We start from the raw sequence: 14,458 nt of genomic DNA, 5'->3' as shown, positions 1-14,458 counted from the left end.
TCTGATTCGAGTCGAGTCGAGTCGGCTCAGGCCGTCGCCGTCGGAACGGCCACCGCGCGCGGCGCGGTGCGCCGGCGCAGCCAGGCGACGACGGGCAGCTCGATGAGGCGCCCGATCAGCCAGCATCCCGCGACGGCGGTCGCGACGGCGATCGTGAAGGTGACGATCTCCGGCAGCGCGTGATACACGCCGGCTTTCGCCAGCAGCGTCAGCACGACGTTGATCAGCAGGCAGTGGGCGAGGTAGAGCGAGTACGACACCGCGCCCAGCTGCGCGAGCGCCTTCGGCACCCGCACGGCCTGGCGCCGTTCCATCGCCACCAGCGTGGCCAGCACGAAGGCCGAGGCCAATCCCAGCGCGACGCGTCCGCCGAAGGCATGGGCGCCTTGCGGGCCGAGCCGTTCGTAGAGCACCGCGCCGACGAAGATCGCGCCGACCATCCATCCCTGGCGAGGCACGAGCGGCAGCGTGACGCGACGCGCCAGCAGCCCGGTCGCGACGCCCATGAGGAACTGCAGGCAGTGCGGCTCGCCGAGCTTCAAGGGCAGGGGGCCCGGCAGCGCGCCGAAGGCCTGCGCCAGGACGAGCGCGGCCCACAGCCCGTACAGCGCGAGGCCGCCGCGCAGATGCAGCAGCAGCACGCAGAAGCTCAGGTAGAACAGCACCTCGTACTGCAGCGACCAGGCGACGCCGACGTACTCCGGCGGATGGCCGCCTATCCAGAGCAGCAGCGTGCCGGGGATGTCGTCGCCGCCGAGTTCCGAGACCGGCGTGCGGCCGGCCAGGAGGCGCGAGAGGATGGACGGGCCGGCGGTCATCGCCAGCACCACCCAGTAGATGGGGAACACGCGCACGAAGCGCTTCCACAGGTAGCCCGGCCAGCGCGCGGCGCCGCGACCCAGCTCGGCGTGGTGGACGAAGGTGATGATGAAGCCGCTGAGGACGAAGAAGAAGTCGACGCCGACGTAGCCGAAGTCGAACATGCCGCCCAGTGCGACGTGGCCGGTGAAATGCTCCACGCGCATCAGGTGCGTCGTGTGCATGAGCACCACCGCCAGCGCGGCGAGCGCGCGGGCCGCCTCGATGGCGGCCAGCCTCGGCGCGTGGGACCCTGCCGGAGAACCGGCAGGTGAGCCGGTGGCGGAAGCGGCGTGGGCGGTAGGGTGGGGGATGGCGTTCGAGGCCATGGCGGCGGGGCGTTGGTGGAAACCAGAGCAGCCCGCACGGTACGGCGACACCGCCGAATCCGCTCACCACCGTTCCCCCGGGACGGGGGAACCCCTCCAGGGGACAGACCTTCAGTTGGCCGTCAGCCGCTTTTCCATGAAGACGGACAACGGATCTTCGGCATACGTGCCGAAGGGCGCGCGCCGGTCGTATCCCAGTGTTTCGTAGAGCTTGAGCGCCTCCGGCTGGTGCACGCCGGTCTCCAGACGCGCCAGTTCGATGCCCTTCGCCCTGAGGTGGGACTCGAGTTCTTCCATCAGGACCTTGGAGATCCCGCGCCCCCGGAAGTGCGGCTGGACGAAGACCCGCTTGATCTCGCCGTACGGGCCCTCGGCGTCGTCGACGACCTTGACCGCGGCGCATCCGGCCAGCCACTCCGCCAGCCAGACGCCGATGAAGCGCACCTGCGGCTCGGACAGCGCGTGCGGGTCCAGCAGGTGGTTGCTCTCGCCGGGGTAGAGGGCCGCCATGTACGCGTCAGACTGCGCCAGCAGGGACATCGCGGCGGGGCTGTGGGGGTCCAGGGGTTCGATCTGCATGCCCGGAAGGTAGCAACCGATGTGCCCAACCGGGCGGGATCCGGGAAAGACCCTGAAAAGAACTGCAAGCCGATGTTCGCTCGCAGTGTCGTCATAAATGTGAAGCAAGCCGATAGGCCGGATTCTGTGCGCGGCTCCTCTTGCGATTCGCCGCGTGACCGCCATTCCTCTGGGCCGGGCATCGCTGCCCGGCTCGGTGCCACCTACCCGCCAGCTCTGCGAGCCGCATCGACGCTGGCCTACTTGGTGTTGCTGCGCGTAGAGATTGCCCGTTTCACCCGACGCCGGCTTGCGCCGCCGTCGACTCGTCTCTGTTGCTCTGATCCTCGGCTTTCGCCGGGCAGCCGTTAGCTGCTACGCCGCTCTATGCAGTCCGGACCTTCCTCCAGTGCCGTGTTTCCACGATCGCACCAGCGGCGGTCTGGCTTGCTTCACGGGAGCGAGTTTACCTCGGGGGCCGCAGTGCCCCGGGCAACGCGCAGCGCCGGCGGGTCAGGCCTTGCCGGCCAGCACCGCTTCGATGGTCTTCTGCACCGCCAGCGCCTCGGCGAAGCCCGGCAGGCTGTGCGAATGGCCGTCCAGCATCGCCGACCAGTGGCTGAGCTGGTCCGTCATGCCGTTCATGCGCAGCGTCTCCGCGTCGCCCATGCTCTGCACGCGTTCGCCCTGACGCTGCTGCGTCACCCCGAACCAGTCGCGCAATTCGATCTCGCCCTCGCTGGCGCGCCACAGCATGCGGTTGTCGTCGGCGCGGTCGCCGCCCACGCTCGCGCTGATGGACACGGTCACGCCGCCGGCGACCAGTTCGGCCTCCACGGCCTGCTCCGAGCCGACGCCGTCGGCCGGATAGTCCACGCGGCTGCGTACGACCTGCGCCGGACCCAGCACCCGCTGCAGGACGAAGACGAAGTGCGAGAGCACCTCGCGGGAGAAGCCGCCCTCGGCGCGCTGCGACAGCCAGGCGCCGGCGCCGGACTGCCAGGGCCGCGGCCAGGCGGCGAAGCGCAGCTCGATGCTGACGCCGTGGAGGGCGCCCAGCGGCCGGCGCGATCCCGCGCCGAACGCCAGCTGCAGCTGCGCCAGACCGGTCGACGAGGCCAGCGAATAGTTGACCGCCGCCCGCTGCCGCTCGCGCTCGATGCGCTCGATGCAGGCGCGCGCGGCCTCGAAATCGGTGGTCAGGGGTTTCTCGCACAGCACCACGAGGCCGGCGTCGAAGGCCTGTTCCGTCAAGGCGATGTGCGGTCCCGGCGGGGTCGCGATGTAGAGGCCGTGAAGTCCCGGCTCCTGGATCAGCGCCTCGGCGCTGGCGGCCGCGCGCAGCAGCGGATAGTGGGCCAGCGCCTGGGCCAGCACCGCGGGGTTCTCGTCCCACACGCGGGTCACCCGCAGACGGGCGTGCCCGGCCAGACGCGCCAGCATCCGCTGACCCATCACGCCCAGTCCGACCACCCCAATGCTCAATACGCCTGGCACCACGTTCCCCGCCTGAAGTTCCGCAAAAGTCCCGCAGTGTAGGGGCCCCGCTACACTGGCGACCGCCGACCGGGCTGCCCGGGCGGCCCGCGCACGCTTCTCCCCGCAAGCGTCGTTCCCGGTCGGCATGACCGCCGGTCCCGCCGCTTGCCGGGGGTTATCGTCGGCGGCTTCCCCGTCCGCAAGCTCGCAACGCATCCACGCATGAACCCAGAAGCCAGCCAACTGTGGCGCGCCCCGCGCTGGGCCCTCGCCATTCTGCTGGCCGCGCTGGCCACGGTGGGGCCGTTCTCGATCGACACCTACATCCCGGCCTTCGCCGGCATCGCGCAGGCGCTGGACGCCACGCCGATCGAGATGCAGCAGACCTTGTCGGGCTACCTGCTCGGCTTCGCGGTGATGAACCTGTTCCACGGCGCGCTGTCGGACAGCTTCGGTCGGCGCCCCGTGGTGCTGTGGGGCATGGCCGTCTTCGCGCTGTCCTCGATGGGCTGCGCGCTGGCCGGCAGCATCGGGCAGCTGGTGTTCTGGCGCACGGTGCAGGGGCTGTCGGCGGGGGCGGGCGTGGTGGTCTCGCGCGCCATCATCCGCGACATGTTCCCGCCGTCCGAGGCGCAGCGGGTGATGTCGCAGGTGACGATCTTCTTCGGCCTGGCGCCGGCGATCGCGCCCATGATCGGCGGTTTCCTCTACGTGCACGCCGACTGGCACGCGATCTTCTGGTTCCTGGTCTTCATCGGCGCGCTGCTGTTCGCGGTCACCTGGCGCCTGATGCCCGAGACTCTGCATCGTGACCACCGCCAGCCCTTCCGGGTCGGCTCGCTGCTGCGGGGCTACCGCACGCTGGTGGGCAGCCGCCGCTTCCTGCTGCTGGCGCTGGCCAGCGGCATCCCGTTCAACGGCATGTTCCTGTACGTGCTGGCCGCGCCGGTGTTCCTCGGCGAACACCTGGGCCTGGCGCCGACGCAGTACTTCATCTTCTTCCTGTTCAGCATCGGCGGGATCATGGGCGGCGCCTGGCTGAGCGGCCGGCTGGCCGGCAAGATCGCGCCGCGCAAGCAGATCCGGCGCGGGTTCCTGATCATGGGCTTCACGTCCATCGCCAACGTCGTCTGCAACCTGACCCTCCCGCACAGCCCGTTCTGGGCCTTCCCGCTGATCAGCAGCTTCGCGTTCGGCTGGGCGCTGATGGTGCCGGTGGTGACGCTGCTGGTGCTGGACCAGGCGCCCGAGCGCCGCGGCATGGCGTCTTCGCTGCAGGCCTGCATCGGCAGCGCGGCCAACGGCCTGGTCGCCGGGGTGCTGGTGCCGATGGTGATGCATTCGATGCTGGCGCTGGCGGTGACCTCCGCCGCGATGATGTGCATCGGGCTGGTGGCCTGGACCTGGGTCAAGCGCGAGGTGTCCACGGCGGCGGCCGAGCCTGCGCCGGTGACGCCGGCGCCTGAGGCGTGACATCGCGACACCGGGCCGCCCTCAAGATGACGGGTCAGGCTCCGAAATAGAAGGGTGATCCTTCTGTCCCCCGGAGCCCACTTTCATGTCTGACCGTCCCGGATCCGGCGCCTTGCTGCCGGCGGCCCTCTGCCTGTTCCTGCTGCTGCCGGCGGCATCGCATGCGGCCGATGCGTCCGCGCCCGCTCCGAAGGGGGAAGCGTCCAGCGAACAACTGCGCGATCGCCTGGCGGACCGTCTGAAGGAAGACGCTGCGGCGCTCAAGCTGAGCACCAAGCCGGCCACTGCGCCTGCGGACGTCAAGACCAGCAACCCGGTGGACCTGCGCGCACGCCGCGCCGCCAAGCCCGCGGCGGCGGCCTCGGGCGCGAAGTCGTCGACGCCCTGGTCCTACACCGGCGAGGGCGCTCCCGACAAATGGGGCCAGCTGCAGCCCGAGTTCCGCCAGTGCGCGATCGGCACCCGCCAGAGCCCGATCGACCTGCGCGACACGATCAAGGTCGACCAGGAGCGCATCCAGTTCGACTACAAGCCCAGCAGCTTCTCGGTGGTCGACAACGGCCACACGATCCAGGTGAATGTGGCGCCGGGCAACGGCCTGACGATCATGGGTCGTCGGTACGAGTTGCAGCAATTCCATTTCCATCGCCCGAGCGAGGAACGCATCAACGGCCGCCAGTACGACATGGTGGCGCACCTGGTCCACAAGGACGCCGGCGGGCGCGAGGCCACGGTGGCGGTGCTGCTGGAGCGCGGCCAGGACCAGGCGCTGATCCAGACGGTCTGGAACTACCTGCCGCTGGAACGCGGCGACACCTACACCGCGCCGGTCCCGATCGACCTGACCCAGCTGCTGCCCAAGGACCAGGGCTACTTCTCGTACATGGGATCGATGACCACGCCGCCCTGCACCGAAGGCGTGCTGTGGCTGGTGCTGCGCCAGCCGGTGCAGCTGTCGTCGCAGCAGATCTCGGTGTTCTCGCACCTGTACCCGATGAACGCACGCCCGCTGCAGGCGCAATCGGGCCGGCTGATCAAGGAATCGAACTGACGCGGGCCGCGAGGGGAAGGCCCCTCGGGACGCTGACCGACTGAGCCGCGGAAGAGGGATGTTCCGCTTCGGGCCGGCGTCGTGACCACCGTCACGGCGTCGGCCTTCTTCTTGGTGGAAACCCTTGGTTTCCGCCGGAACGCCGGGAGAATCCGGGCCGCCGCGATCGCGATCTGCGTGATTCTTGATTCTTATCAAGAACTTGCGGCGAATCCTCACCTCTCTCAGGACTCCGCCGTGTTGAAGACCATCAAGTCGCGCCTGATCGCGATCAGCATCCTCATCGTGGTGGCGGCCGTCGCGCTCGCCACCTTCGCCAGCTACTGGGCCGTGCGCGATCACGCGCGCCGCCAGGTGCAGGCCCAACTGACCGACCTGGCCACGGCCAACGCCGCGGGCGTCGCCGCCTGGGTGAAGTCGCAGAAGGACGTGGTCGCCGCGATGGCGCCGGCCGCGCAGCTGGAGGACCCGCGCGCCGTGCTGACGCAGGCGCTGCAGTCGGGCCGGCTGGACCTGGCCTACGTCGGCGGCGCAGACAGGCGGATGATCTCCATCCCCGACCGCCAGCGCCCGGCGGACTACGACCCGACCGGCCGCGGCTGGTACAAGCTGGCCTCCGGCACGGACCAGCCGGTGATCACCGCGCCCTACGTGGCGGCGTCGAGCAAGAAGCTGGTCGTGACCTTCGCCAGCGCGGTGCGCGCGGGCGGCGACGTCAAGGCCGTGGTCGGCACGGACGTCGCGCTGGACGACATCGTCGCGACGATGAAGTCCATCAAGCCGACCGCGAGCGGCTTTGCGATGCTGCTGGACAAGCAGGGCACGGTGATCGCGCATCCCGATGCGGCGCTGACGCTGAAGCCGGTGAAGGACCTGTCCGCCGCCATCGACGGCGCGCTGCTGGCGACCGCCCACGGCGTCGAGCCGACACTGGCCGACGTCGGCGCCGACCGCTTCTTCCTGAAGGCCGTGGACGTGCCCGGCACGGACTGGGTGCTGGTCGCCGCGGCCGAGCGCAACGAGGCCCTGGCCGCGTTGTCCGACGTGCTGCGCAACGCCGGCCTGACGATGCTGGTGGTGACGGCGGTGGCGGCGCTGGTGGCCGCGGCGGCGGTGGGCGCGCTGTTGAAGGGACTCGCCGGCATCAAGCGCGCGATGAACGACATCGGCGCGGGCGAGGGCGACCTCAGCCAGCGCCTGCAGGTGCGCGGCGAGGACGAACTGGCGGACATCTCGCGCGGCTTCAACCAGTTCGTGCACAAGATCGAGCAGGTGATGCTGCAGGTGCGCGAGACCAGCCAGTCGATCGCGGTCGCCTCGCGTCAGATCGCCGCGGGCAACCACGACCTGAGCCAGCGCACCGAGGAGACGGCCAGCAACCTGCAGGAGACGGCCAGCTCCATGGAGGAGCTCAACAGCACCGTCGCCAACAGCGCGGCGAATGCGGATCAGGCGCGGCAGCTGGCCGACACCGCCAGTCGCGTGGCGCGCCAGGGCGGCGAGGCGATGGGGCAGGTGGTCGCGACCATGGAGGAGATCAGTACCAGCTCGCGTCAGATCGGCGACATCATCGGCACGATCGACGGCATCGCCTTCCAGACCAACATCCTGGCGCTGAACGCGGCGGTGGAAGCCGCGCGCGCGGGCGAACAGGGCCGCGGCTTCGCGGTGGTGGCCAGCGAGGTGCGCGCGCTGGCGCAGCGTTCCGCCGGCGCGGCCAAGGAGATCAAGTCGCTCATCACGGCCAGCGTCGAGCGCGTCGACACCGGCGCGCGCCAGGTTTCCTCCGCGGGCGAGACGATGAACGAGGTGGTCGGCAGCGTGCAGCGCGTGGCGCAGATGATCGGCGAGATCAGCCACACCGCGCAGGAGCAGAGCCACGGCATCGGCCAGGTGAACGTGGCCGTCGCGCAGCTGGACCAGGTGACGCAGCAGAACGCGTCGCTGGTCGAGGAATCGGCGGCGGCCGCCGAGAGCCTCAAGGACCAGGCGCAGAAGCTGGCCGACGTCGTCGGCACCTTCCGCCTGAGCGGCTCGTCCTCGACGCCCACGACGTCGTTCTGAGCTTCAAAGCTCGCCCGTCAGGCTCGCTGCCTCTTTCTCCCTCTCCCGCTTGCGGGAGAGGGCAGGGGTGAGGGCCAGCGGCCGCCGCAGGACGGCAAGAACTGGCGCGCTCAGCGCGCCGGATCGACCGCGTGGAATCCCAGGAACATGTCGGTCGCCGAATCGGCCACCTGCCGCTGCTGCGCCTTGTCCAGCGGTGGTTGTCCCATCGTGATCTGAGGCCAGAAGGCGAAGCCCTTCACCAGCGCCTGCAGCTGCGAGGCGGCAAAGGCCGGATCCCCGACCTTGAGCCGGCCGTCGGCCATCGCCGCGCGGATCCACACGGTCAGCGCTTCCTCCCGGCCGCCGAGCCGGCACAGCATCTCCCGCGCCCGCTGCGGCGCATGGATCGCCTCGGCGATCAGCACCCGCGCCAGATCCAGGAACTGCGGATCGTCGCTCATCGCGAGCTTCTGCTCAACCAGCGTCAGCAACTGCTCGCGCAAGGGCAGGTCGGCGCGGTAGGTCAGCTTGAGCTTCGCCTCGGTCGCGACCCACAGCCGCTCCAGGATGGCGTCGAACAGCGCGTCCTTCCCGCTGAAGTGGTTGTAGACGGTGCGCTTGGAGACCTGAGCGCGACCCGCGATACGGTCCATGTTCGCGACCTCGAAGCCGTGCTCGCGGAACTCGGCGATCGCCGCGTCGACGATCGCCTGCCGCTTGCGATCGGTGAGCCGCACGCGCTCGGCCTCGCCGAAGGCGGTGAGGTCCTCGGGCGTCGGCGCGGGGTGGGGCAGGGCGGCGTCGGAAGTCATGAAAGCAATCTTACACCGGGGAGTTTACTTTTCAGATTCCTGCGTCTAGACTGCTGCAAAACTACACTGTGTAGTGCAAGTTTCAGATGAGCCCGCAACCTCCCCGACACCCTGTCGCCCGTACCGCCCGCGCGCTGCCGCGCTCGCTCACCGCCTTGAGCAGCCTGGCCGCCGTCCTGATTGTTGGAGCCCTTGCCATGACCGCTTCCCGCGTGATGTCCTCCCCCGCCGTGGTGCCCGCCAGCGGCGTCGCCGCTCCCGCTCCGGAGGGCACCCAGCCGTCTCTGGAGCAGTCGCCCCAATGGGCGAAGGGCCAGTTCCGCAACCCCGCCGTGGAGCCCGAACAGGGCTTCTGGAAGACGATGGGGATCATGTGGGACTTCATGTTCCACAAGCCGGCCGGCACCGCACCGGACGCGCCGATCGAGGTCAGGGCGCTGACCAAGGAGCAGTTGCTCGCGGCGCCCGATCGGACGCTGTTCCGGCTCGGCCACTCGACCGTGCTGCTCAAGCTGCGCGGCCGTTTCTGGCTGACGGATCCGGTGTTCTCGGAGCGCGCCTCGCCGTTCTCCTTCATGGGTCCGAAGCGCTTTCACGCGCCCCCAATCGCGCTCGACGAACTGCCCGAGATCGAGGCGGTGATCCTGTCGCACGACCATTACGACCACCTCGACCACGACACCGTGCTGGCGCTGGCGCCCAAGGTGCGCCACTTCGTGACGCCGCTGGGCGTGGGGCAGCGCCTGATCGACTGGGGCGTGCCCGCGGCCAAGGTGCAGCAGTTCGACTGGTGGCAGGGCACTTCCATCGCCGGCGTGCAGCTGACGGCGACCCCGGCGCAGCATTTCTCCGGCCGCAGCCTGAGCGACCGCAACTCGACGCTGTGGGCCTCGTGGGTGTTGATCGACGACGATCTGCGCGTGTTCTTCAGCGGCGACACCGGCTACTTCGACGGCTTCAAGACGATCGGCGAGCGCTTCGGCCCCTTCGACCTGACGCTGATGGAAACCGGCGCCTACGACCCGCGCTGGCCCTATGTGCACATGCAGCCGGAGCAGACCATGCAGGCGCACGTCGACCTGAAGGGCAAGCGGCTGCTGCCGATCCACAACGGCACCTTCGACCTGGCGATGCACCGCTGGCAGGATCCGTTCGAGCGCATCAGCGCGCTGGCGCGGCTGCGCAACGTGGAGCTGGTGACGCCGGTGATCGGCGCGCCGCTGGCGATCGAGCAGCCGGGGCCGACGCCGCAGTGGTGGCAGGGCGCCGCGGTGAGCGCGCCGGAAGCCGGGATGGCCGGCGAGCCGGCGACGTCGGCGGTTGGTCGCTGAGCATCTAGCCAGGTGTCAACCGGAAGCGTCAGCGGCGTTGGAACCTGCGCGGGAGTCGGCTGACGCCTGGGACGCGGCTGCCGGCGTCCACCGGGACGCTGTAATAGTCCAGGCAAGAAAAAAGGCACGGAGAACCGTGCCTTGATCGTGGAGGCGCGGGGCTCAGAAGTCGTCGTACGTGCGAGACAACGCGAACGGCTGGTCGCACAGTCTTTCGATCAACGCAGCTGACGAGTTCGTTCCACCGGTACCGCCAACCGCGGCAGCCCACGATTGCTGGGCGGCGAACAGCGTCTCGCCCAACTCGACCGAGTTGGCGAAGCTCTCGCCCAAGGCGATGGCACGTTGTTCAAAGTCGGCGTTCTTCACGATTCGCTCCGGAAAAGGGCTCGGCCCTGGAAATGAATATACGCCAACGGGATGCGGGCCGAAGAGGTCGCCGCAAGGTCTCGGGTTGGGGCGAACCAGACTCCAGCCGTTGGACACCGCTTGTCTGCGCGAACCTCCCTCAGTTCCGCTCCCACCCCCCCCAAAAGCCCGGCCTGGCCGGGCTTTTTGCATGGCTCCCACTTTTCCACCACTGCGGGGCCGTTTCAGACCGCTTCAAGGGGGGATGGCGCCGACTCCGGCCCCCATTTCGGTGCGATCGGTCCGAAGCCCGTGTCCCGGTTTCGGGTGGGTACGACAGCCGCTTTGAGTTGATCCATCACTTGCACTGCAGTTCTTAAGTCCTTCATTTTGAACAACTTTTATTTCATGCACTGACTTGAAAATGGTGGCTAAGTAATTGATTTGATTGGGAAAAACGCCAAATTTCCTTGACCGGTGCCCGACCCGCCATTAAAGTGGGAGAAAGTGCAATTCGGTGGGGCAAAGTGGCGAATGTCGTGTTTCAGGGGGCGAGTGCCTTGGCGTTGGACGCCAAGGGGCGCTTGACCGTCCCTGCGCGGCATCGCGACGTGCTCCAGGCGCTGTGCGGCGGCCAGCTCACGCTGACCAAGCACCCCGAAGGCTGCCTGATGGTCTTCCCCCGTCCCGCCTGGGAACAGTTCCGCGACAAGGTCGCCGCGCTGCCCATGTCCGCCGCCGGCTGGAAGCGCGTGTTCCTCGGCAACGCCCAGGACGTCGAGATCGACGCCGCCGCCCGCGTGCTGATCGCCCCCGAGCTCCGCACCGCCGCCGGCCTGCAGAAGGACACGATGCTGCTCGGCATGGGCAGCCACTTCGAACTCTGGGACGCCCAAGCCTACGCCGCCCACGAGGCCGCCGTCATGCAGTCCGAGATGCCGGCCGTGCTCCAGGACTTCAGCTTCTGACCGTCATGAGCGAGCAGTCCCCCTCCGCCGACGCCCCCGCGTCCCCCGTCTTCTCCCACACCACCGTGCTGCTGCACGAGACGGTGGACGGCGCCTTCACGACCCCCGACGGCATCTACGTCGACGGCACCTTCGGTCGAGGCGGCCACTCGCGCCTGCTGCTGTCGCGGCTGGGGGAGAAGGGGCGCTTGATCGCCATCGACCGCGACCCCGAGGCGGTCGCGGCCGCGACGACCGGACCAACGCGGGTCGACGACCCGCGTTTCCACATCTGCCACAGCGCGTTCGCCGACATGGCCGCGCAACTCGACGCGCTGGGCATCGCCCAGGTCGACGGCATCCTGCTGGACCTGGGCGTGTCCAGTCCGCAGATCGACAACCCGGAGCGCGGCTTCAGCTTCCGCTTCGACGGCCCCCTCGACATGCGCATGGACACGACGCGGGGCGAAAGCGCCGCGGACTTCATCGCCCGCGCGGAGGTGGACCAGCTTGCACAGGTGATCCGCGACTATGGTGAAGAACGGTTTGCTCTCCCGATTGCAAAGGCGCTTGTGGCTCGCCGGGAAGGCGGGCGCCCTGTCCGCACAACCGCCGAGCTTTCCCAAGTCGTGGCTGGTGCAGTCAAAACCCGCGAGCCGGGCAAGGACCCTTCGACGCGGACATTTCAGGCTCTACGGATATTCGTCAACGCCGAGCTTGAAGAGCTGCAGCAGGGGCTGAGCGCCGCGCTGTCCAAGCTCAAGCCCGGCGGCCGGCTGGCGGTGATCAGCTTCCATTCGCTGGAAGACCGCATCGTCAAGAACTTCATCGCCGAGCACAGCAAGGAAGTGTTCGACCGCCGCGCCCCGTTCGCCGAACCCAAGCCGCAGCCGCTGCGCGCCATCGCGCGCATCAAGCCGAGCGAGGCCGAGGTGTCGGCCAATCCGCGCGCGCGTTCGTCGATCCTGCGCGTGGCCGAGCGCACCGACGCGCCGCTGCCGCCGCCCGTCGCGGCCGACACCGGCAAGCGCAAGAAGGGAGGCCGTCGATGATCGGCCGCCTCAACCTGCTGCTGATCGCCGCGGTGATGGTGTCGGGCATCTACATGGTGCGCAGCGCCTATGACTCGCGCCGCCTGTTCACCGAGCTGGACCGCGCGCAGACCGAGGGCCGCCGGCTCGAGGCCGACTACCAGAAGCTGATGGCCGACCGCCAGGCGCAGGCGACCAACCTGCGCGTCGAGCAGGTCGCGCGCGAACGGCTGAAGATGCGTCCGATCTCGCCGGCGATCACCTTCAACCCCGACGCGCCCGCGATCGAGGCCAGCGGCGTGCGCGGCCGTCCGCTGGCGAATGCTCAAACGTCGGCGCAGACGTCGACGCAAGGAGCCGCCCGATGATCGGCAAGCTCCGCAAGAAGCTGGGCAACAGTGCCCGCAACGCCTCGCGCAATGCCGCCAGAAACGGCACGACGCGCGGCGTCAGCTATTCGAGCAGCCCGCTGCTGGCGTCCAAGACGCCGCCGTGGCGTTCGCGTTTCCTGGTGGCGCTGGTGGGCCTCGCGTTCACCGGCCTGCTGGCGCGCGCGGCTTACATCCAGCTCATCGGCGAGGACTTCTTCCAGCGCCAGGGCGAGGCCCGCTACGCCCACAAGATGGAGCTGCCCGCCAGCCGCGGCAAGATCAGCGACCGCGGCGGCCAGGTGCTGGCCGCCAGCGTCGCCGTGCCGTCGATCTGGGCCTTCCCGAAGGAAGTCGACACCGATCCCGACAAGCGCCGCCAGCTCGCGAAGATCCTCGACATGTCGCGCGCGGAACTCGACAAGCGCCTCGACCCGGCGAACCGTTTCGTCTTCCTGCGCCGCCAGGCCGACGACGAGACCGCCCGAAAGATCAAGGAACTCGGCCTGAAGGGCGTGTTCCAGGACCGCGAGTACAAGCGCCAGTACCCGGAAGGCGAAGCCGCCGCGCACATCGTCGGCTTCACCAACATCGAGGAGCAGGGCCAGGAAGGCATCGAGCTCGCGTTCCAGAAGGACCTGCAGGGCCGCGACGGTTCGCGCTCGGTCGTGCGCGACCGGTTGGGCCGCGTCGTCGAGGACATCGGCGAACGCGTCCCCGAGACCAACGGCAAGGACATCGAGCTGTCGATCGACGCCAAGGTGCAGTTCTTCGCCTACCAGCGCGTGCGCGACGCGGTGGCGGAGAACAAGGCCAAGGCGGGCTCCGTCGTCGTGCTGGACGCGCGCACCGGCGAGATCCTGGCGCTGGCCAACTTCCCCAGCTACGACCCCGGTCACCGGCAGAACCTGTCCGGCGAGCAGCTGCGCAACCGCGCGCTGACCGACGTCTTCGAGCCCGGCTCGACGATGAAGCCCTTCACCGCCGGCCTCGCGCTGGAGACCGGCCGCGTGCGTCCCGACACGCTGCTGAGCACCGGTCCGCGCAGCGTGGTGATCTCGGGCTGGTCGCCGACCGACGCGCACCCGCACGGCGACCTGACCGTGCAGCAGGTGATCCAGAAGTCCAGCAACATCGGCGCGGCGCGGCTCGCGCTGATGATGCAGCCGCGCGAGATGCACGAGATGTTCACCGCGATCGGCCTGGGCCAGCGGCCGCAGATCGACTTCCCCGGCGCCGTGACCGGCAAGCTGCGCCCGTGGAAGAGCTGGCGCCCGATCGAGCAGGCGACCATGAGCTACGGCTACGGCCTGTCGGCGTCGCTGCTGCAGCTGGCGCGGGCGTACACGGTCTTCGCGCGCGAGGGCGACATCATCCCGATCACGATGACCAAGCACCCGGCCGACCAGCCGGTGAACGGCATCAAGGTCTTCAGCCCCAAGGTCGCCGCCGAGATCCGCGGGATGCTGCAGATGGCGGCCGGCCCGGGCGGCACCGCGCCGCAGGCGATGGTCCCGGGCTACAGCGTCGGGGGCAAGTCCGGCACGGCGCACAAGCAGGAAGGCAAGGGCTACGCGAGCCACAAATACCGTTCGTGGTTCGTGGGCATCGCGCCGATCTCCAAGCCGCGCATCATCGTGGCGGTGATGGTCGACGAGCCGAAGAACGGCCAGTACTTCGGCGGCGCGGTCGCGGGTCCGGTGTTCAGCCAGGTCGTGGCGCAGACGCTCAGATTGCTGGGCGAGCCGCCGGACCTGGACGTGAAGCCGCAGATCGTGGCGCAGCAGCGGCTGCAAGCCGTCGACGAGAGTTTCTGAGCGGGCACGA

Annotated in this window: 13 protein-coding genes and 1 other RNA gene; 8 read left to right on the top strand and 6 right to left on the bottom strand. The window is 69.1% G+C overall.

Annotated elements, in window-relative coordinates; all coding sequences use genetic code 11:
- Window positions 1-26: 26 nt before the first annotated feature.
- The 4 genes from ACQZ13_RS24110 to ACQZ13_RS24095 all read right to left on the bottom strand — a co-directional run bounded on the left by ACQZ13_RS24110 (window position 27) and on the right by ACQZ13_RS24095 (window position 3,245).
- Window positions 27-1,187, bottom strand: coding sequence for an acyltransferase family protein (locus tag ACQZ13_RS24110; protein ID WP_431048409.1), 1,161 nt, complete (start codon window positions 1,185-1,187; stop codon window positions 27-29).
- A 111-nt stretch (window positions 1,188-1,298) separates the two neighbouring features.
- On the bottom strand, window positions 1,299-1,766 hold the full coding sequence (locus ACQZ13_RS24105; RefSeq protein ID WP_431048408.1) for a GNAT family N-acetyltransferase: 468 nt from the start codon (window positions 1,764-1,766) through the stop codon (window positions 1,299-1,301).
- Window positions 1,767-1,863: 97 nt separating this feature from the next.
- Window positions 1,864-2,199: RNase P RNA component class A (rnpB, locus tag ACQZ13_RS24100), an RNA gene on the bottom strand.
- Between the two features lie 59 nt (window positions 2,200-2,258).
- Window positions 2,259-3,245 carry a Gfo/Idh/MocA family protein gene (locus ACQZ13_RS24095; RefSeq protein ID WP_431048407.1) on the bottom strand — a complete coding sequence of 329 codons (987 nt, stop codon included), beginning with the start codon at window positions 3,243-3,245 and terminating at the stop codon, window positions 2,259-2,261.
- Window positions 3,246-3,446: 201 nt separating this feature from the next.
- Here ACQZ13_RS24095 and ACQZ13_RS24090 point away from each other — a divergent pair, with 201 nt between their 5' ends.
- The 3 genes from ACQZ13_RS24090 (at window position 3,447) to ACQZ13_RS24080 (ending at window position 7,812) form a co-directional block, all read left to right on the top strand.
- Window positions 3,447-4,697 (top strand): multidrug effflux MFS transporter, encoded by a 1,251-nt coding sequence (locus ACQZ13_RS24090; RefSeq protein ID WP_431048406.1) that lies wholly within the window; start codon window positions 3,447-3,449, stop codon window positions 4,695-4,697.
- Between the two features lie 85 nt (window positions 4,698-4,782).
- Window positions 4,783-5,748, top strand: coding sequence for a carbonic anhydrase (locus ACQZ13_RS24085; protein ID WP_431048405.1), 966 nt, complete (start codon window positions 4,783-4,785; stop codon window positions 5,746-5,748).
- 237 nt (window positions 5,749-5,985) lie between these two features.
- Window positions 5,986-7,812 (top strand): methyl-accepting chemotaxis protein, encoded by a 1,827-nt coding sequence (locus ACQZ13_RS24080; RefSeq protein ID WP_431048404.1) that lies wholly within the window; start codon window positions 5,986-5,988, stop codon window positions 7,810-7,812.
- Window positions 7,813-7,922: 110 nt separating this feature from the next.
- Here the strand turns inward: ACQZ13_RS24080 and ACQZ13_RS24075 are convergent, their stop codons facing one another.
- Window positions 7,923-8,606 carry a TetR/AcrR family transcriptional regulator gene (locus ACQZ13_RS24075; protein ID WP_431048403.1) on the bottom strand — a complete coding sequence of 228 codons (684 nt, stop codon included), beginning with the start codon at window positions 8,604-8,606 and terminating at the stop codon, window positions 7,923-7,925.
- A 215-nt stretch (window positions 8,607-8,821) separates the two neighbouring features.
- Here ACQZ13_RS24075 and ACQZ13_RS24070 point away from each other — a divergent pair, with 215 nt between their 5' ends.
- Complete coding sequence (locus ACQZ13_RS24070) at window positions 8,822-9,937, top strand: MBL fold metallo-hydrolase (protein WP_431053376.1); 1,116 nt, start codon at window positions 8,822-8,824, stop codon at window positions 9,935-9,937.
- 162 nt (window positions 9,938-10,099) lie between these two features.
- Here ACQZ13_RS24070 and ACQZ13_RS24065 read toward each other — a convergent pair whose 3' ends face one another.
- Window positions 10,100-10,306, bottom strand: a complete 207-nt coding sequence (locus ACQZ13_RS24065; RefSeq protein ID WP_431048402.1) for a hypothetical protein — start codon at window positions 10,304-10,306, stop codon at window positions 10,100-10,102.
- Between the two features lie 518 nt (window positions 10,307-10,824).
- Here ACQZ13_RS24065 and mraZ point away from each other — a divergent pair.
- The 4 genes from mraZ to ACQZ13_RS24045 are packed head-to-tail and all read left to right on the top strand — an operon-like array spanning window position 10,825 to window position 14,448.
- On the top strand, window positions 10,825-11,253 hold the full coding sequence (gene mraZ, locus ACQZ13_RS24060) for a division/cell wall cluster transcriptional repressor MraZ (RefSeq protein WP_088406419.1): 429 nt from the start codon (window positions 10,825-10,827) through the stop codon (window positions 11,251-11,253).
- A gap of 5 nt (window positions 11,254-11,258) precedes the next feature.
- Window positions 11,259-12,284, top strand: a complete 1,026-nt coding sequence (rsmH, locus tag ACQZ13_RS24055; RefSeq protein ID WP_431048401.1) for a 16S rRNA (cytosine(1402)-N(4))-methyltransferase RsmH — start codon at window positions 11,259-11,261, stop codon at window positions 12,282-12,284.
- Window positions 12,281-12,631: a cell division protein FtsL gene (gene ftsL / locus ACQZ13_RS24050; RefSeq protein WP_431048400.1), complete on the top strand. Its 351-nt coding sequence runs from the start codon at window positions 12,281-12,283 to the stop codon at window positions 12,629-12,631. Before rsmH ends, ftsL begins: the two co-directional genes overlap by 4 nt.
- Window positions 12,628-14,448, top strand: a complete 1,821-nt coding sequence (locus ACQZ13_RS24045; protein ID WP_431048399.1) for a peptidoglycan D,D-transpeptidase FtsI family protein — start codon at window positions 12,628-12,630, stop codon at window positions 14,446-14,448. The genes ftsL and ACQZ13_RS24045 overlap by 4 nt, the downstream gene beginning before the upstream one ends.
- Window positions 14,449-14,458 lie beyond the last annotated feature (10 nt).

It is taken from the genome of Roseateles sp. L2-2, assembly GCF_050613215.1.
Classification (GTDB): Bacteria; Pseudomonadota; Gammaproteobacteria; order Burkholderiales; family Burkholderiaceae_C; genus Roseateles; species Roseateles noduli.
The sequence above is the reverse complement of the archived record's forward strand: the minus strand, read 5'-3'. Positions and strand labels throughout refer to the sequence as shown.